This is a genomic window from Caulobacter sp. SL161 (assembly GCF_026672375.1).
In the GTDB taxonomy this organism is placed as follows: Bacteria; Pseudomonadota; Alphaproteobacteria; order Caulobacterales; family Caulobacteraceae; genus Caulobacter.
The window spans coordinates 1,745,731-1,763,887 of the sequence record NZ_JAPPRA010000001.1 but is presented as its reverse complement, the minus strand read 5'-3'; the positions used below and the strand labels follow the sequence as shown (position 1 = coordinate 1,763,887).

General features: G+C 66.7%; 15 protein-coding genes and 2 pseudogenes. 7 read left to right on the top strand and 10 right to left on the bottom strand.

The window, feature by feature from the left end; translation table 11 throughout:
• Nucleotides 1-40 precede the first annotated feature (40 nt).
• The 7 genes from OVA11_RS08575 to OVA11_RS08545 all read right to left on the bottom strand — a co-directional run bounded on the left by OVA11_RS08575 (nt 41) and on the right by OVA11_RS08545 (nt 8,038).
• On the bottom strand, nt 41-1,957 hold the full coding sequence (locus OVA11_RS08575) for a hypothetical protein (RefSeq protein WP_268067032.1): 1,917 nt from the start codon (nt 1,955-1,957) through the stop codon (nt 41-43).
• Complete coding sequence (locus tag OVA11_RS08570; RefSeq protein ID WP_268067031.1) at nt 1,954-2,397, bottom strand: GtrA family protein; 444 nt, start codon at nt 2,395-2,397, stop codon at nt 1,954-1,956. The genes OVA11_RS08575 and OVA11_RS08570 overlap by 4 nt, the downstream gene beginning before the upstream one ends.
• On the bottom strand, nt 2,394-3,893 hold the full coding sequence (locus tag OVA11_RS08565; protein ID WP_268067030.1) for an NAD(P)/FAD-dependent oxidoreductase: 1,500 nt from the start codon (nt 3,891-3,893) through the stop codon (nt 2,394-2,396). The genes OVA11_RS08570 and OVA11_RS08565 overlap by 4 nt, the downstream gene beginning before the upstream one ends.
• Before the next feature lie 291 nt (nt 3,894-4,184).
• On the bottom strand, nt 4,185-4,859 hold the full coding sequence (gene phaH, locus OVA11_RS08560) for a phasin PhaH (RefSeq protein WP_268067029.1): 675 nt from the start codon (nt 4,857-4,859) through the stop codon (nt 4,185-4,187).
• 84 nt (nt 4,860-4,943) lie between these two features.
• Nucleotides 4,944-6,221 (bottom strand): chromate efflux transporter, encoded by a 1,278-nt coding sequence (gene chrA, locus OVA11_RS08555; protein ID WP_268067028.1) that lies wholly within the window; start codon nt 6,219-6,221, stop codon nt 4,944-4,946.
• Nucleotide 6,222: 1 nt separating this feature from the next.
• Nucleotides 6,223-7,044, bottom strand: coding sequence for a 23S rRNA (adenine(2030)-N(6))-methyltransferase RlmJ (gene rlmJ / locus OVA11_RS08550; RefSeq protein WP_268067027.1), 822 nt, complete (start codon nt 7,042-7,044; stop codon nt 6,223-6,225).
• Between the two features lie 10 nt (nt 7,045-7,054).
• The gene (locus OVA11_RS08545; protein ID WP_268067026.1) at nt 7,055-8,038 is read right to left on the bottom strand and encodes a helix-turn-helix transcriptional regulator; all 984 of its coding nucleotides are present in this window, start codon (nt 8,036-8,038) and stop codon (nt 7,055-7,057) included.
• 80 nt (nt 8,039-8,118) lie between these two features.
• Between OVA11_RS08545 and OVA11_RS08540 the strand changes: the two genes are divergently transcribed.
• Together OVA11_RS08540 and OVA11_RS08535 are read left to right on the top strand one after the other, a co-directional pair.
• Nucleotides 8,119-8,469, top strand: coding sequence for a hypothetical protein (locus tag OVA11_RS08540; protein WP_268067025.1), 351 nt, complete (start codon nt 8,119-8,121; stop codon nt 8,467-8,469).
• A gap of 280 nt (nt 8,470-8,749) precedes the next feature.
• Complete coding sequence (locus OVA11_RS08535) at nt 8,750-11,386, top strand: TonB-dependent receptor plug domain-containing protein (protein WP_268067024.1); 2,637 nt, start codon at nt 8,750-8,752, stop codon at nt 11,384-11,386.
• Nucleotides 11,387-11,582: 196 nt separating this feature from the next.
• On the opposite strand, the pseudogene OVA11_RS08530 reads toward OVA11_RS08535, so the two are convergent.
• A pseudogene (locus tag OVA11_RS08530) lies at nt 11,583-11,693 on the bottom strand (hypothetical protein); the annotation flags it as partial.
• A gap of 23 nt (nt 11,694-11,716) precedes the next feature.
• Nucleotides 11,717-12,265 carry a GNAT family N-acetyltransferase gene (locus OVA11_RS08525; RefSeq protein WP_268067023.1) on the bottom strand — a complete coding sequence of 183 codons (549 nt, stop codon included), beginning with the start codon at nt 12,263-12,265 and terminating at the stop codon, nt 11,717-11,719.
• Between the two features lie 265 nt (nt 12,266-12,530).
• Here OVA11_RS08525 and OVA11_RS08520 point away from each other — a divergent pair, with 265 nt between their 5' ends.
• The 5 genes and pseudogenes from OVA11_RS08520 (at nt 12,531) to OVA11_RS08500 (ending at nt 16,566) form a co-directional block, all read left to right on the top strand.
• Complete coding sequence (locus OVA11_RS08520) at nt 12,531-14,135, top strand: flavin monoamine oxidase family protein (RefSeq protein ID WP_268067022.1); 1,605 nt, start codon at nt 12,531-12,533, stop codon at nt 14,133-14,135.
• A 22-nt stretch (nt 14,136-14,157) separates the two neighbouring features.
• On the top strand, nt 14,158-14,550 hold the full coding sequence (locus tag OVA11_RS08515; RefSeq protein ID WP_268067021.1) for a c-type cytochrome: 393 nt from the start codon (nt 14,158-14,160) through the stop codon (nt 14,548-14,550).
• Between the two features lie 29 nt (nt 14,551-14,579).
• Entirely contained in the window at nt 14,580-15,062 is a 483-nt protein-coding gene (locus OVA11_RS08510; protein ID WP_268067020.1) for a RidA family protein, read from the top strand.
• Nucleotides 15,063-15,399: 337 nt separating this feature from the next.
• A pseudogene (locus tag OVA11_RS08505) lies at nt 15,400-15,608 on the top strand (hypothetical protein).
• Nucleotides 15,609-15,846: 238 nt separating this feature from the next.
• The gene (locus tag OVA11_RS08500) at nt 15,847-16,566 is read left to right on the top strand and encodes a class I SAM-dependent methyltransferase (RefSeq protein ID WP_268067019.1); all 720 of its coding nucleotides are present in this window, start codon (nt 15,847-15,849) and stop codon (nt 16,564-16,566) included.
• A 258-nt stretch (nt 16,567-16,824) separates the two neighbouring features.
• On the opposite strand, the gene recA is transcribed toward OVA11_RS08500, so the two are convergent.
• Complete coding sequence (gene recA, locus OVA11_RS08495; RefSeq protein WP_268067018.1) at nt 16,825-17,895, bottom strand: recombinase RecA; 1,071 nt, start codon at nt 17,893-17,895, stop codon at nt 16,825-16,827.
• Nucleotides 17,896-18,157: the final 262 nt, after the last annotated feature.

The window sequence follows — 18,157 nt, the reverse complement described above, 5'->3', positions numbered from 1 at the left end:
CACGCCGATGGACGGCGATCCGGGCAACGGCCGAGTCGGTTCAGCCCCCGCGACACGGGATCACCGCATAGCGATACGCCGTCATCCAGCGACGGCCTGACGCGTCCGAAAGATCCTCGGCATAGGGCGCGGCGGGCGACCAGACCCGCGCCTTCAGTCCTGGATCGAGCGCCCCCTCCCCGTCCCAGAGCGGTGAGACGATCCAGGCCGGGGCATCCGAGGCCGCGCAGAACGCCCGCACCTTCTCCGGCCCAGGCGGCGGCGGCTTCAGCGCGTCCATCAGCAGCGGCCGGATCCAGTCAGGCCCCGCGAGGCCGGCGGCCTCGACCCGCGCCACCCGATCATGCAACGCCATCGCCAGGGGACGCGAGAACACCACGCCTGCGCTCTGAACCTTGCTGATCCAGCTGGCCCGGCCCGCAACGATCCATGGCTCCACGTCGCCGGCCAGCCAGAGGACTTCGCCCGGCCGGGAAGCCATCATCGAGGCCAGGGTCGGATCACGGCCGGCGTCGCGCTGGCGGATATAGGCGGATCGGTCATCCCAGAGCAGGGTCGCTGACAGCCCCACCACCAGCAGGCCGGCGAGCTGCAGAGACCGGCCGGGCGCCTTCCAGGCCTTAGCCATCCAAAGGCTCAGCCCGCCGGCGATCAGCAGGGCGGGCAGGTCGCTGGCCCAGACCAGCCCTTGGCTGAAAGGCCAGGCGTCCGGCAGGCGGGCCAGGGCTTCGCGCAGCGCATAGCTTCGCAGCGCCCCATAGCCGACCAGCGCCACCACGAGCGCGCCCACCGCGATCGCTCCATAGAGCCTGGGCCGCGACAGGCGAACCCGATCGCCCAGCAGCAGGAACGCCAGCCCAACCGGCGCGATCAGGAGTCCAAGATCGCTGATACCACGAACCATCCAGGCGATGCTCAGCAAAGCCAGGCCGATCAGGCCCGGAGCGCCCTTTCGGGGGGCTTCGATGCAGACCAGGGCCAGACCGATCGTGGCCAGCACGGCCATCGGCTGCAGGGTCCGCCAAGTCTGGGCCTGGAGAAAGAGCAGCAGCGAGACATGATCGGCCAGCAGCGCGGCTGCGGCCACCCCGGCCAGTCCCGCCGCCAACCCGCCCAGCGCCAGCCGACGGGCCGGTCCTGTCAGCAACGACGCCGCCGCGGCGAGCGTACAGGCCTGGACGGCGGTCCGCCCCCAGGTCTCGGCCGACCACTGCGACGGAAACAGGATCGGGCTGCGCGTCTCGACGATCACTCGCCAGGCCGGGTCCATGACCGTGACCATTCGGTCGGCCAGCGGCAGGCGAAAGAGCCCTGCGACCACCAGGACGCCCAGCGCCGCCAGTCCCGCCCAGAACCAGCGACGGTCTTCCAGACAGATCGCCAGGCCGATGGCGGCGGCCGCGCAGAGGCCCATGATCGGATGGAAAAGCATGCCCAGAGCGCAGGCGCCCAAGGCCAGGACGCGTCGCCCCGACAGATAGGCGGCCATGCCCAGGAGACCGGCGGCCTCGGCCAGGCCGCGCGGCGTGGCGTAGGGCTCGCCAAAGCCGATCACGTTCATCGCGCCATAGAGCGGCGGCAGGATCGCGGCGAAGACCAGGGCGACCCAGCGTTCGGCTGGGGGACGATCGGCGAGCAGCCGCTCGATCAGCAGCGCCAGGGCCGCGAACCAGAGCGCCAGCGTGACGAGGACGATCGCCAGCGTCGCCCCCGAAACGCCCAGCACCGCGATCAGCCGCGCCAGCAGCGGCGTGTAGAGGCTGAAGCCGAACTGGCCGTCATGCACGAAGATGAGGTCGCGGCCGACCCCGCCGGGATCCAGCTTGGCCAGGGCGTCGCCGACATACAGCCGACCGTCGTGGTGGACGCCCGGGAACGGACGGCTGAGCAGGAACAGGCCGAACGCCGCCAGCCAGCCAAGCCAGCGGCTGTCGGCGAAACGTCCTAGCCGGTTCACGACCGAGCGATGGCGGCGCGCGGCGCTCGGAACAGCAGCGCCCGGCGGACGGTGAAGTTGAACAGGAAGACGAGACAGGCCGTCGGCCCCTTGGCCGAGGCGGGAGCCATGCCGAACGCTTCGACGCCGACGATCATCAGGCCTTGGGTCAGCAGCAGCCCGGCCAGACCCACCCCAAGGAAGCCGGTGAACTCGCGCCAGCGGTCGGCGATCGGACGATGGGCGAACACCAGTCGGATCGACAGGACATAGGCCACGCCGATGCCAAAGCAGAAGCCCACCCCGGAGGCCAGCAGGTAGTCGACACCGGCCCAGGTAAGCAGAACCAGAAGCCCCCAGTCGACCGCCAGCGCGGCGGCGCTGACTAGGCCATACAGGATCAGCTCCCGAAAGCCCTCCGGCAGGAGACGCCAGATCGGTCCGGCCAGGGTGAAGATCATGCGGCCACCTTGGTCGGCACGGCGCGCTCGCTGCGCAGGGCCTGACGGGCGCCGGAGACGCCGGCCTCGCCGTACTCGGCGTCCTCGTTGACCTCCCAGACATCGTGGAGGGTCTCGCCGGCGATGATGTTCTCGGCCGTCAGCAGGCCGGTCATCATGGCGTGGTCCTGGTTGTTGTACTTGTGCATGCCGTTGCGGCCCACGAGGTGCAGGCCCGGGAAGTGCAACTTCAAGTCCAGCCGGACCATCTTCACGTGCTCGGCGTAGGCGTCGTCATAGACCGGATAGGCCTTGTGCTGTCGCACCACGCAGGCGTCATAGACGTCCGCCGGCGCCATCAGGCCGATCTTGCCGATCTCGCGCTTGGCCTGGGCCACGAGCTCCTCGTCCGAGGTGACCCACAGGCCATCACCCTCGAAGCAGAAGTATTCCAGCCCCAGGCACGTCGAGACGCCGTCCGGGATCATCTCCGGCGACCACGAACGGAAGTTCTGCACGCGGCCGACCTTCACCGACGGGTCGTGGATATAGATCCAGTTGTCCGGCAGTTCCTTCTGCGGCTTGCCGATCAGCACCACGGTGATGAAGTCGCGGTACATCAGTTCGCCGGCGTGGAAGACGCTGATCGGGGTCGGGCTGATCGACTGCATCAGCTCGCGGATCGGCGCGGACGAAACGACGTTGTCGGCCGTGTAGATCTCCTTGCGGCCATCCGCGCAGGTGACCGCGACGGTCCAGAGCTTGGCGATCTTGTCGTAGTGCAGGCCGTCGACCTTGCGGCCCAGGCGCACGTCGCCGCCCAAGGCCATGACCTTGTCGGCGCAGGCCTCCCACATCATGCCCGGGCCCTTGCGGGGATAGCGGAAGCTCTCGATCAGGGTCTTAGGTCCGCCCTCGGCGGCCTTGCCGCGCAGGCCCAGCGAGCGCTTGACGCCGTCGATGATCGCCGCGCCCAGGTCCAGGCCCTTGATCCGCTGGCTGGCCCAATCGGCCGAGATCTCGTCGCAGCTCATGCCCCACACCTTCTCGGTGTAGGTCTTGAAGAAGATCGAAAACAGCTTCTCGCCGAACTGGTTGCGCACCCACTGGTGGAAGGTGGTCGGCGCCGCGATCGGGGTCAGCTTGGCCCAGCCGAACGAGGCCATGCATTTGGCGGCCGTCCAGACGCCCAGATTGGCCAGGGCCTCGAAGGCCTTCAGGGGATAGGCGTAGAACTTCTCACGGTAATAGATCCGCGACAGGCGCGGCCGGTCGATGAAGTCGTCGGGCAGGATCTCGTTCCAGAGGTCGACGATCTCCTTGCTCTTGGAGAAGAAGCGATGACCGCCGATGTCGAACTTGAAGCCCTTATAGTCGACGGTCCGGCTGATGCCGCCGACATAGGTCGGGTCCATCTCGAGCACGGTCACGCCGCGCCCGGCCTTGGCCAGGGTGTAGGCGGTGGTCAGACCGGCCGGACCGGCCCCGATCACCAGGGTTTCCACGTGCTGGCCCATGCGGCCCCCTCCCAATCCCGTTCCGGTACAGAATGGTCCGCGATGGTTAAGGCGGTGTACTCACGCGTGGTGAATTCTGGTTAATCGGCCAAGCGAGACGATTGGTCGCGGACGCGTGCGGTTCTTCCCCCCGAGTGGGGAGGGGCCGCGAATAGAAAGGCGACAGAGCGAAGCCGCCCCTCGCCCCCTGGGTCCTGGCTCTCCGTGCTGCGCGCTCCGGCCGGCATGTAAGGTATTGGAGGCTTCCCCTCCGCCATCAGGCCTCGGGACCGCTGAATGGCGTGGAGGCGCTTATCCCTCGGCAGCTCCGGCGAAGCGTTTGGCCTGGGCGATCCAGGCGTCGCGCTCGGCGCGGCCCTTGAGGTTCAGCAGTTGGTCGATCGAGGCCAGGTCGTCGGGCGACCAGGCGGCGATCTGGCTGAAGCGCGTCACCCCCAACTCGGCCAGCGAACTCGCCAGCTTGGGGCCGATGCCGACCAAGCGCGTCAGGTCGTCGGCGACGGCCTCCAGGGCGACGACGGCTTCGGGCTCAACCTCAGGCTCGACCTCAGGCTCGGAGAGAACCGCGACGGCCGCCTCGGCGCTCTCGGCCACGATCTCGACGACCGTCTCGGCGCTGAGCGCCACGGCGGCTTCCACCCCGTCCGTCGTGATCTCGACGGCGTCCGCCACCGCTTCGGTGACGGGCGCCAACACGGTCTCGACGATCGGCTCGGGCGAGGCCTCAAGCACCGCTTCGGCCTCCAAGGCCGGCGCGACAGGCTCGGGCGCGAGCGCCATCAGGGCCTCGAGATTGACGGCCTCACGCCAGCGCGACGCCCACCACCAGTAGGCGGCTCCGGCGGCGGCCGCGCCGCCGAACATCAGCCACAGGGGCGAAACCGCCCCCACCGCGACGCGCGGTGCGGTCTCGGGCTCGACCTTGTCGGTCGAATACTTGGGAAGGAAGGTGAAAGGCGAAACCATGGCGCGCTCCTGGCAACCGCGATTTGTTGCAATGCAACATAGCACGGAAATCGCGTTCGCAAGCGCAAAAACGCTAACCTTACGTCAATTGAATCCGATCGCGCGCAAAAGCACCGCCGCCCCCACCGTCACGCCGATCATCGCCAGCATGGGCAGCCGCATCGCGAAGGTCAGGCCCAGCGCCAGGACCACAAGCCCCAGAGCGCCCGGGTTCACCGCTCCGACATCGGGGGTCACCACCTTCAGCACGCCCGCTTCCCAGGTCTGGCCGCTACGGAACAGCAGGTGGACCGCGAACCACAGCGCCAGCTGGCCGATCACGCCCACGGCCGCCGCCGACACCATGGCCAGGGCGCGAGCCGGCCTTGGTCGACGCCCCCAGCGCTCGACCAGCGGGCCGCCGGCGAAGATCCACAGGAACGACGGCGCGAAGGTGGCCCAGGCGGCCATCAGTCCGCCCAGCAGGGCCATGATCCAGGCGCTCTCCAGCGGCGCAGCCTGGAAGGCGCCGACGAAGCCGACGAAGACGAAGACGAGCACCAGCGGTCCCGGCGTCGTCTCGGCCAGGCCAAGGCCGTCCAGCATCTGGGCGGGCGACAGCCAGCCGAACACAGCCGACGCCTGTCCCAGATAGGCCAGGGCCGCATAGGCGCCGCCGAAGCTGATCGCCGCCAGCCCGCCGAAGGTCAGGCCCATCCAGGCCAGGGGCGAGCCCGGCGCGATCAACTTGGCCAGGGCGATGGGCGCGAGCCAGGCCGCGAGGCAGACCAGAGCCACCCGCGCGCGTCCCGTCGGCGCCGGCGCGACGGCGCTCGAGGCCTCCGCACCCTTCCCGCCCAGAAACCACCCGAGCGCGCCGGCCGCGAGCACCACGAGAGGGAACGGTGCGACCGTGAACGCCATCAGGGCGAAGGCGCCGATCGCCGCGGCCACCGCCGCACGATCCTTGAGCGTCCTCTGGCCGATCCGCGCCAAGGCCTGGACGACCAGCGCCACCACCGCCGCCTTCAGGCCCAGCAGGACCGGGCCCGCCCAGGCCGAGCGGCCATGGACGACATACAGCGCCGAAAGGCCCAGGATCACTACAAGGCCCGGCAGGACAAACAACAGGCCCGCCGCCAGACCGCCCCGGATCCCATGCAGCCGCCAGCCCAGCCAGGTGGCCAGCTGTTGCGCTTCGGGCCCCGGCAGCAGCATGCAGAAGCTCAGCGCGCGGGCGAACTCGGCGTCGTCGACCCATCGACGAACCTCGACCACCTCGCGATGCAGCAGAGCGATCTGGCCCGCCGGGCCGCCAAAGCCCAGCACGCCGACCTTCAGCCAGACCGGCAGGGCTTGGGCCAAGGTCGGCGGTCGCGTCATGTTAGGCCCGCCAGACCCGCGAGCGGCCGCCAGGCTCGCCCAGGCGCGCGGCCAGCCAGTCGCCGGCCTGCGCGGCTGCGGGATCGACCGAGGCCGGCGCGCCGATCATCACCATCGCGCAGCCGTTCATCTTCATCGGGTCCGTCAGAGGGCGAAGGCGAAGCTCGGCCACTAACAGGTCGTTCGTGACGGTTTCCATCCCGCGCAGGAAGGCGTCGAAGGTCTCCAGATCCTTGATCGGCAACCAGATCGCCAAGGCCGCGTCCGGGGCGCGCGACAGCACCGCACGGGTCGTCGCGACGATCCGATCATAGTCGTCGGGCCGCTCGAACGGCGGATCGATGACGACAAAGGCGCGGCCGCCCTTGCCGGCGTCCTTGACGGCGGTGTCGAAGCCGTCGGCCTGCAGAGCGCGCGCGTTGGCGTGGGGCGCCAGGGTCTTGCACAGGAGATCGGCGTCATCGTCGCGCAGTTCGCAGCCGGCATAGCGGTCGGCGCTACCCAGCGCCCTCGCCATCAGGCGTGGCGAGCCGGGATAGAGGTCGCCGTCCTTGCCGCCGTTCATCTGCGTAACGGCATCAAGCAGCGGCTGGAACACCGCCGGCGCGTCCGTCGCCCCCTTAAGCCGGAAGATTCCCGCCTGGGCCTCGCCCGAGCGCCGCGCCATCTCGCCCGCGAGATCATAGCCGCCCGCTCCCGCGTGGGTGTCGATCACCGCCAGCGCCGGACTCTTCTCCTGCAGGGCCGAGAGCATGGCCAGCAGGATCGCGTGCTTGTGCAGGTCGGCGAAGTTGCCCGCGTGGAAGGCGTGACGGTAGTTCATGCCCTGGCTCCTACCACGCCCCGTGCGCGCGACCAGCCTCGCGCAGCTCCTGCACCATCATATCCCTGAGCGCCTGCGGCGCGACGATCTCGACCGCATCGCCCCAGGTGAACAGATGCCAGGACAGCTCGCGCATCCCCCCGGCCCGGAAGGTGACGAGCACTGAGCCGTCCGCCTCCGGCGTCACCTGTTGGGTCGCGTGAAAGCGCCAACGCAGCGCATCCTCGGCGCGGCTCTTGTGGATACGCAGCACCACGTCCTGAATTTCGTCATGATAGATGCCGAAGCTCTCGTCGGCGAAGGCCTGCAGCGAGAAGTCCTGCGGCGGCGGGGCGGGCTTGTCGAGCACCTTGAGGTCGCTCATCCGGTCCAGCCGCCAGGAGCGCGGCTTGCCGCCCTTCCCTTCCAGCGCCACCAGATAGTTGGAGCGGCCGAACAGCACGCCCAGCGGCGTCACCTCGCGCGTGCGGCCGGGCGTGGAGCCGCCTTCATAGCGAAATGACAAGGCCTGCAGACCTTTGATCGCGGCGCGGATCGCGCCCAGCACGGCCTGGTCCTCATAGGGGCGTGGGCCGGCGTGGACGGCGATCGTTTCGGCCTGGACCAGGGCCTCCACATCGGGCGCCACCCGGCGGCGGGCCGAGCCGCGCAGCGCCGACAAGAGCTTGGCCTCCAGAGCGTAAAGCGACGCGGCGCGGGCGTCGGCGCCGGAGGCCTTCAGCGAGTCGGCGGCTACACGCAGGGCGGCCAACTCCTCGGCGGTCGGGGTCTGAAAGACGCCGTCCAGGCCCGAAGGGATGCGGAAGCGCTTGGTCGGCGGATCGTCGATCGCTTCCATCTGCGGAAAAGCCGCCCAGACCGCGTCTCGCATGCGCTCGGCGGTGCGGCGGCCCACGCCCAGGGCTGCGGCCATCTCGTCCAGGGTCAGCCCCTCGGCTGAGCCCGCCAGCATTCGGGCCAGATCCAGAAGGCGGGTGGCTTTCTCGTGTCTCATACCGCCCGTCATACGACCGTTTCTGTCGCAATGCGCGGACAATCTTCCATCATCGCCCCTGGAGAACCCAAGGACCCCCGATGACCCGCTTCGCCTGCCCCGCCTGGACGATCGCCCCCGTCAACGCCGCCATGATCTCGGCGGTGCTGGACTTCGCCGACATCCATCGCGATCTGGGCGGCGGCCGCAGCCTGCGCCGGATCAGCCACGAGCGCGCGGCCAAGGCCGACATGTTCCTGCTGCTGGGCCGCGACGTCGAGCGCGTCACCGACATCGGCCTCGTGTGGAACGATCGCGAGGACCAGATCGTCCGCGTCACCGACGACGCCGAACTGCGCGAGTCGCGCTTCATGCCCTGGGAAGACGCCTTCGAGCTTTTCGAGACCGAAGAGACCGACGAAAGGGTCGAACCCCTGCGTCTCTGCGCCTAAACCCTGCGTCGCGTCGCCGCCAGATCGCCGCCTCCAAGCCGAGGCGCCGGCGCGTTCTGCCTAAAATCCGTGAACAGACGCCGCGCAAAGGGGCGCCCCCATGGGCGCTGGCGCGGCTTGCGCATTTTTCTGCGGCGCGCCCATTGCCGAACGCCATAGCTTGAAACCTCATGAATAGATCGATGCTTCGTCGATATATTTTTAGTACCCGCGTCAAAAAACATAATCGCCGGGAGAAAAACGCCATGGATGAGGGAATCGTCACGCGTCAATAAACAGAATGAGGGGGCTACTTATGACTCAGCGTTTTAAACCCGCACTTCTTGCGGGTATTTCCGCGCTATCCATTACTTCGGTATACTTCACGCCCAGCTTCGCTGCTGACACAGCTGTAGCGACCACAGACACCCAGGCCGCAGAACTCGACACGGTTGTCGTCACGGCCCGCGGCAAACCTCGCACGGTTCTCGACTCCGCCGTCCCGGTCGACTCCTTCAGCGAGAGCGATATCAAGGCGTCGACCTTCACCGACACCAACGACATTCTGAAGACCCTGGTCCCGTCCTACACCCTGGCCCGCGAGCCGATTTCGGACGGCGCCACCTTCATTCGCCCCGCCAGCCTGCGGGGCCTGCCCACCGACAAGACCCTGTTCATGGTCAACTCCAAGCGCCGCCATCGCTCGGCGCTGGTGACCATCGGCGGCACCGGCGCCCAGGCGCCCGACGCGGCCACGATCCCCGCCTCGGCCGTGAAGAACGTTGTCGTCATGCGCGACGGCGCGGGCGCGCAGTTCGGCTCGGACGCCATCGCCGGCGTCATCGACTTCCAACTGAAGGACAGCCCCAGCGGCGGCTCGCTGACCGCCCAGTACGGCCAGTTCTTCCTGGGCGACGGTGAAGATGTGCTGATCACCGGCAACCTTGGCCTGCCTATCGGCGACAAGGGCTTCATCAACACCACGGTCGAATACACCAGCCAGAACCAAGTCAACCGTGGTGGGCAGTATTGCAACGTCGGCATCCCGAACCAGGCGGCCGGCTTCTGCGTCACCAGCTATGCGGCGACCAATCCGGCCTACGGCGCGCTGATCAACGACTACGTCCAGAAATGGGGCCAGCCCGACTCCGAGGCCACCCGCGCCGTCGTGAACGCCGGCTACGCGTTCAGCGACACGCTGTCGATCTACGCCTTCGGCAACTACTCCAAGAGCAGCGCGGTCCAGTACTTCAACTATCGTCCGCCGGTCAGCAACGCCGTCAACGCCACGCCGATCCGTCTACAGGACGGCTCGACCTTCCAGTTCAGCTCGATCTTCCCGGCCGGCTTCACGCCGATGTTCGGCGGCGACGTGACCGACTACAGCCTCACGGGCGGCTTCAAGGGCCTGACCGGCTATGGCCTGAGCTATGACCTGTCGGCCCGCTACGGCAACGACAAGATCGCCTATACGATCTGGGACACCGTCAACCCCTCGATGGGTCCGGCCTCGCCCAAGAAGTTCTATGACGGCGCGCTCATCTCGACGGAATCCTCGGTCAACGCCGACTTCGCCTATGACTGGGAGGGCCTGGGCTTCAAGACCCCGGTCACCATCAACTTCGGCGCCGAGTATCGCAAGGAAGGCTACGAGATCGAGCCGGGCGATGTTCCGTCCTATGTGGCCGGAACCTGGGCCGTGCCCGACCCCTTCAAGTTCTGTAACGCTGCGACCCGCACCCCGACCGCAGCCGGTCTGGCTCTGCCGGCCACCTCGGGCCTGAACTGCGCCAACTACCTGTCGACCAACGCCGACGGCTTCGCCGGCATCGACCCGGTCTACAACGCCCTGGCGGTCGGCTCGAACGGCTTCCCGGGCAACACCCCGGCGTACTCCGGCAAGCTGACCCGCGACTCCTACGCCGGCTATCTGGAAACCTCGGGCAACGTGACCGAGGAATGGTTCCTCGACTTCGCGGTGCGCGGCGAGCACTTCTCCGATTTCGGCAGCACCTGGAACGGCAAGGCCGCCACCCAGTACCAACTGACCCCGAACTTCGGTCTTCGCGCTTCGGCGGGCACCGGCTTCCGCGCCCCGACCCCGGGCCAGGCCTTCACCACCAACGTCTCGACCCGGGTCGAGAACGGCGCGATCATCGCCTCGGGCCTGTTCCCGGCGACCAACCCCGTGGCCAAATTCATGGGCGCCAAGGAGCTGAAGCCCGAGAAGTCGCTGAACTTCGCGGCCGGCTTCACCGCCACGCCGATCGAGAACATGAGCCTGACGGTCGACTTCTACAGCATCAAGATCGAGGATCAGTTCTACGCCACCACCCCGATCACCGTGACCCCGGCGATCCGTTCGGCCCTGGTCGCCGCCAGCATTCCGGGCGCCGACACCATCGGCCAAGTGCAGTTCTTCCAGAACGCTTTCGACTCGACGACCACCGGCGTCGATGTCGTGGCCACCTACCGCAAGGCTTGGGAGAATGGCCAGACGACGAACTTCACCGTCAGCGGCAACTACAATAAGTTCAAGATCGACAAGGTGTTCTCAACGAACTTCTTCGACGCCGAAGGGGTCTATGACTTCGAGAACGCTCGCCCCCGCTGGCGTTCGGTGTTCACCGCTACACACCAGATCGACAAGTTCAAGGCCACCGGCCGCCTGAACGTCTGGGGTCCGTACAAGAACATGTTCAGCGTCGCCAATCCGGTGGTTCAGAAGTGGGATCCGGAGACGTTCTTCGATCTGGAAATGTCCTATCAGGCCACCGAAAACTACTCGGTCGCCATCGGGGCGCGGAACCTGTTCGCCAACTATCCCGATCCCGACAAGACCGGCGAGTCGGCCACCAACGGTCGGGTCTATCGCTCGGACTCGATCGTCGATTGGCAAGGCGGCTTCTGGTACGCCAAGCTCTCGGCCACGTTCTAAGTGTTTGATTTAGAGCCTCGTTATCGTGTCAAAACGATTCCGTTTTGACACGCGAGGCTCTAGGGTCAAGACGCACGACGGTGAGCGACCTGCTCGCTCACCGTCTAGAAAAACGAAGGGCCGGGGCGATCCCCGGCCCTTTTTCTTTGGCTGTATTTGCGTTGAGTGTGGACGCCCAAGCGGAGGGAAATCCTCATCCTTCGACAAGCTCAGGACGAGGATTTTGTGCGAACCGAGGCCAGCAGTCATCCTCACCCTGAGCGTGTCGAAGGGCGAGGACGGCCGCTGCGGAATGACGCAGCCTCATCCTTCAGTACTGCGGGGGACCCGCTAGAGCGGCTTACCCATCCGGATCAGCGGCACGCGATAGCCCGTCGAGGTCACGGCCTCGAAGGGCTCGATGTCGTGGTAGCCGCAGGCGCGATACAGCGGCACGCCGCCCATGGTCGCGGCCATCTCGACGCTGGAGAAGCCCTCGGCGCGGGCGGCGGCTTCGCAGGCGTCCAGAATGATCCGGCCCACGCCTTTGCGGGTGTGATCGGGGTGGGTGTACATGGCCCGCACCCGGGCGGCGTCGGTCTTGGGGTCCAGAAGCGCCGCGTCGCGCCCCGCTGAATGGTCGCCGCCGAATAGGGTGGCCCGCCGGCTCCAGCCGCCGCAACCCGCGATCGCTGCGCCGTCCTCGACCACGAAATAGGTACCGTCGGCGATCAACTGGGTGTCCAGGCCCATGATCTCGTACGACGCCTTGACCCCCTCGGGCGGCAGAAAATCCTGAAGCAGCTCCCCGATCGCACGGTCCATCAGCGCCGACAGCGCGGGCATGTCTTCAGGGCGCGCCAGGCGCAGGCGAAGGTGGGGACGAGCTTCGGTCATCACCCTTAATCACCTCGCGCCGATCCAAGGGAAAAACAAGGATTCGGCGGGGGCGGCGCGATCCCTCGCCCTCGCTCAGTGATCGAACAATCAACGCCCCAGGCGCCCAATGGCGAGGCGTCTGACATGTCAGTCCGGGCCACCACGGAAAACGGATTGCGCGCCGGAAGCGCGCCTTTCGAGATGGCGGAGGTTTCGGCGCTGGGGGTGGCCGGGACCGCGCGGGTCGTCCCGGCGACGCCTCCGCAGAAACAAGGGCAGGGATTGTATGAGCGGATCTGACGCGTCACCGGCGGCGAGCGTACTCACGCGCCGACGGTTCTTTGAAAGCCTGGCCGCGGTCGGCGGCATGTCGCTGGTGCTGTCGGGCATGGAAGCCCTCGGCTTCAGCCAAGCCTCGGCGACCGAGCTGCCGCCGACCCTGACCGGCGGCGCCAAGAACACCAAGGTCATCATCCTGGGCGCGGGTTTGGCGGGCATGACCGCCGCTTATGAGATGTCCAAGGCCGGCTATCAGGTGCAGATCCTCGAGGCGCGCGACTATGCGGGCGGGCGCTGCCAGACGGCGCGCAAGGGCTTCAAGCACACCGACCTCCTGGGCAACACCCAGGTCTGCGAGTTCGACGACGGGCACTACATCAACCACGGCGCCTGGCGGATCCCGTACCACCACCGCTCGACCCTGCACTACACCAAGAGCTTCGGCGTCCTACTGGAGAGCTTCGTCAACGACAACGACGCCTCCTACGTCTATTTCGAGAAGGGCAAGGGACCGCTGAACGGCAAGCCGGTCCGCAAGGGCGAGATCGCCGCCGACGTCCGGGGCTACACCGCCGAGCTGGTCGCCAAGGCCGCGAGCGCCGGCGCCCTGGACGCGCCCTTGAGCGGCGTCGATCGTGAGCGGTTCATCGCCTATCTCGTCAATGAGGGTCGCCTGTCCAAGAGCGACATGACCTACAAGGGCACCGAAGGGCGCGGCTTCTCCGTGCATCCGGGCGCCGGCGTGGATCCCGGTCCCGGCAAGGAGCTGGAACCCTTCGCCTTCAAGGACGTGCTCGACAGCAACGCGTGGCGGGTGCTGAGCTCGGTCACCGGCTTTGAGCAGCAGCGCACCATGCTGCAGCCGATCGGCGGCATGGACCAGATCGCCAAGGCCTTCGAAAAGCGCGTCGCGCCGATGATCCGCTATTCCACGCTCGTTCAGAAGATCAAGCAGTCGCCTACCGGCGTGACGGTCTCGTTCAAGGGGCCCGACGGCAAGTTGGGCGAGGTCACCGCCGACTACTGCGTCTGCACCATCCCGCTCAGCGTGCTCAAGCAGATCGAGCTCGACGCCTCGGCGCCGTTCAAGGCGGCGATGGAGGGCGTGGCCTATGCGCCGGTCAACAAGATCGGCCTTCAGATGAAGAGCCGCTTCTGGGAGGACAAGCACCACATCTACGGCGGCCACATCTATACCGACCTGCCCGGTATCCGCTCGATCTCCCTGCCCTCCTACGGCTGGCAGGCCCAGAAGGGGGTGCTGCTGGGCTACTACAGCTTCGGCGGGGAAGCCGCGCGGATCAGCGCCATGAGCCCTGCTGATCGCGCCGCCTTCGCCGTCGCGGGCGGCCAGAAGGTGTTCCCCGAATACGCCGAGAACTTCGAGAACGCCTTCTCGTTCAGCTGGCACCTGGCCGAGCACAATCTGGGCGGCTGGGCCGAGTGGGGCGAGAACGGCCGCAAGGAAGCCTATCCCATTCTCTGCGAGCCCGACGGCCGCCTCTATCTGGCCGGTGAACACCTCAGCTACCTTGGCGGCTGGCAAGCCGGGGCGATCGAGTCGGCCTGGCAGCAGATCGCCAAGATCCACGCCCGCGTCCAACAAGCCTGACGTTTAAGTTTCGAGGATACGCATGACGTTCGCTTATCGCCTCGCCGCCCTGGCGCTCGCCGCGGGCCTCGCCGCTCCGGCCATCGCGTCCGCCGACGGCAAGTCCCTGTACATGGACAACTGCTCGGCCTGCCATCAGGCGACGGGCAAGGGCGTCAAGGGCGCCTTCCCGGCGCTGGCCGGCGCGCCCCTGGTGCAGGGACCACCCAAGGTTCTGATCACCACGGTCCTCAACGGCCGCGCCGGCATGCCTGCGTTCAAGGACGACATCAGCGACGCCGATCTGGCGGCGATCCTGACCTACGCCCGCACCACCTGGGGCAACAAGGGCTCGGCGATCAAGCCCACCGAGGTCGCCGCCGCCCGCGTCGCCGCCAAGGCCGCCGCCAAGCCGCGCGGCCTGCAAGCGCACTGACCTTCAGCCTTCACCATAGGGAAGACGCCATGAAACGCCTGATAGCTCTTACCATCGCCGCCTGCGCCCTCGCCGGCGCCGCCCACGCCCAGGACATCGTCCGCGGCGGCAATCCCCAGTCGCCGATCGCCAGCGTCGTCACCGTGCCGGCAGGCTATGACACCATCTACGTCTCGGGCATGACCCCGCCGGTCATCGACGACAAGGCCGTCGGCGTCGCGCGTTTCGGCGACACCAAGACCCAGACCCTGGGCGTGCTGGGCCGCATCGAGGCCGCCCTGAAGAGCCAAGGCGCCACCATGGCCGACGTCGTGATGATGCGCGTCCTGCTGGTCGGCGACCCCGCCAAGGAGGGCAAGATGGACTTCATGGGCATGATGGAAGGCTACAAGACCTATTTCGGCACCGCCGCCCAACCCAACAAGCCGGCCCGCATCACCAGCCAGATCTCCGGCCTTGTCGCCGACGGCATGCTGGTCGAGATCGAGGTCCAGGCCGCCAAGAAGAAATAGTCGGGCCGCCACGCGTCGGATTTCACCGTTCCGCGAAATTATTCGCGTGACAACGTTGTCAAGACGAAGTCAAACAGCTATATGGAATTCAGCCCTTTCGGGCGTTTCCTCCCAATGACTCGGCCGCCCTCTTCTCCTGGAGGGCGGCCGTTCTTTTGTCTGGGGGCCAGCTTGGCGCCCATCGGGAGACGGTTCGACGCAGAGCCGATCGGCCCCGGTGGGGTTCAAGCGCCTGTCGACTAGCCACACAAGCGCCGCCGGCCGTTTCCCCGCATTGATCCATGAACCTAGCGGGCATCGCGTCCTCGCGAGCGGATGTCGGGGATGTCAGTGGAGGGTGGGGAGGAGACCATGCTCCCTCTCCCGTAGGGAGAGGGTTGGGGAGAGGGGTTACAGTGTCCGACGCAGCGCCGGCACGCCGTCTGACCTCGTAACCCCTCTCCCACGCTTTCAGTGCGGGCCCCGCCCTCTCCCTTTGGAAGAGGGATTCTTGTCCGCCCAGGGTCGGGAACGGAAATGAGCCCCACGCCGACCTCCGGACATTGACCGCCCTTCCCCTGAAGCGGACGCGCGGAAGAGCAGCGAGGGTGGGATTGCGGTCGTTGTGATCACCAAGTCCGACCGGACGATTTGATCTGCCTCGCCGAAGACGGACATTCTTTTTGTGCTTCGAGTGCCGGTTTGTATGTGTGTGTTCAGTTCCTGACCGTGTCGGGTTGGCCGATAACATCACAGTTATCGGCGCTCGTTGACCAGGGAGGGACCGATTGCGATAGGTCGCAGCATGGATTGGGACGCCTTCTTCACGGTGCATCGCGATCTGCCCAGGGAAGGCCCTGGGCTCGCCGACGATATCGCTTGGACCGGGCGTCTGAGCGCGACGCCCAGGGATGGGCATGTGTGCGACGCGGGATGCGGACCTGGCGGCGACCTTGCGGCTCTGCGTCAGCTTGTTCCCGAAGGCCTTGTGGACGGGTTTGAGACCGTTGCGCATTTCGTCGAGGCAGCGACAGTTCGGTTCGCAGATGATCCGTCCGTGCGGATCATTAGAGCCAGCATGGAGAACCTGACCGGTCCCTATGATCTGATATGGTCGGCAGGGGCGGTCTATTTCCTGGGAGTGACGCGGGCGCTTGAAGCTTGGCGCAGTGCTCTGACTGAAACCGGTGTCGTCGCGTTCAGTCATCCCTGCCTGTTCACGGACGCGCCGTCCGAAGCTGCGCTGGCTTTCTGGGAGGGCGAACCCGGCAGTATTGGAACCGACGCCACAACTCGCGCCGAGATTGCATCCGCCGGCTGGCAGGTGCTCGGATCGCGCCAACTCACCCATGAAGCATGGTCCGCCTACTACGATCCAATGCTTGAGCGCTGCGAAATGCTCGAAGCCGCGGGCACAAGTGCTTCGGTTGCGGCTGCGATTGCCGCTGCCCGCAAGGAAGCGTCCGACTGGCGAGCCGTGTCCGGCGATACCGGCTACATGCTCTATGTCGTTCGTCCGGCCTGAGCTCTATGGCGCCGTCCCCTCCGGGTCGGATACCGCAAACCCGGCCCGCGCTGACACCGGACCTTTGGCGGATCGAGTGGCGTTGCCCATCGCGACCAGCCCAAGCCCCCTCGCCTTCCCGCAAAAGAGTAGGCCGCCTGGCATGGGGTCCAGGCGGCCTGAGATCGCGGCCTTCGCGGCGGTCCGCCGCGGGCGTGTTGAAGGCGGGGAACGCCCGCGAGTGCGGGCGAAGGCCGCGAAGCCCTTGAGCGCCTGGCGCTATTCTTCGTCGCCCTCTTCCGGACCGCCGACCAGAAGCTCTTCCTCGATCTTCTGCGACGACTTCCGGACGGCGGCTTCGATCGAGGCGGCGATGTCGGGGTTCGTTTTCAGGAACTCGCGGACATTGTCGCGGCCCTGGCCGATCCGCTGGCTGCCGTACGAGAACCACGAGCCGGCCTTGTCGATGATCCCGGCCTTGACGCCCAGGTCGATGACTTCGCCCAGCTTGGAGATGCCCTCGCCGTACATGATGTCGAACTCGACCTCGCGGAACGGCGGGGCCACCTTGTTCTTGACCACCTTCACGCGGACATTGTTGCCGATGATCTCGTCACGCGCCTTCACCGAGCCGGTGCGGCGGATATCCAGGCGCACCGAAGCGTAGAACTTCAGCGCGTTGCCGCCCGTGGTCGTTTCAGGGCTGCCGTACATCACCCCGATCTTGTGACGGATCTGGTTGATGAAGATGACGATGGTGTTGGCCTTGTTGATCGAGGCGGTCAGCTTGCGCAGCGCCTGGCTCATCAGACGGGCCTGAAGACCCGGCAGGCTGTCGCCCATCTCGCCTTCGATTTCGGCCTTGGGCGTCAGGGCCGCCACCGAGTCGACGACCACGATGTCGACGGCGCCCGAGCGCACCAGGGTGTCGGTGATCTCAAGGGCCTGTTCGCCGTTGTCGGGCTGAGAGACCAGCAGGTTATCGAGATTGACGCCCAGCTTGAAGGCGTAGGACGGGTCCAGCGCATGCTCGGCGTCGACGAAGGCGGCGGTGCCGCCGGCCTTCTGGACCTCGGCTACCACGTGCAGGGCCAAGGTGGTCTTGCCCGAGCTCTCAGGGCCATAGACCTCGACGATCCGCCCCTTGGGCAAGCCGCCGATACCCAGCGCGATGTCGAGGCCGAGCGACCCGGTGGAGACCGACTCCATCTCGACCTTGCCCTTCTCGCCCAGCTTCATCACCGAGCCCTTGCCGAACGCGCGGTCGATCTGGGCGAGAGCCGCCTCTAGCGCGCGTTGCTTATCGCCTTCTTCCTTGGCCACGAGTTTCAAAGCCGCCTGACTGGTCATTGTTGATCCGCCTTCTATTCCATGATTCCGGTCGCCCGATTGGCGCTTCCCGCGCCCCGCCTCAGCAACCTGTGGAACTTGGTAAAGATGTACACTCTTTGTTCCATGTTCGCAAGATGTTCTCCCGCATAGAAACGACCGTTTCTGTCGCACCCCTATTCTCTCCGCCCGAAACCGGAATTGGGTTTAGTCCGCGCCGCCGCTGAAACCGGTCTTTAAGTCCCGGCATGCAAGGTTTGCGGGCTTACTGGGGGATTGCCAT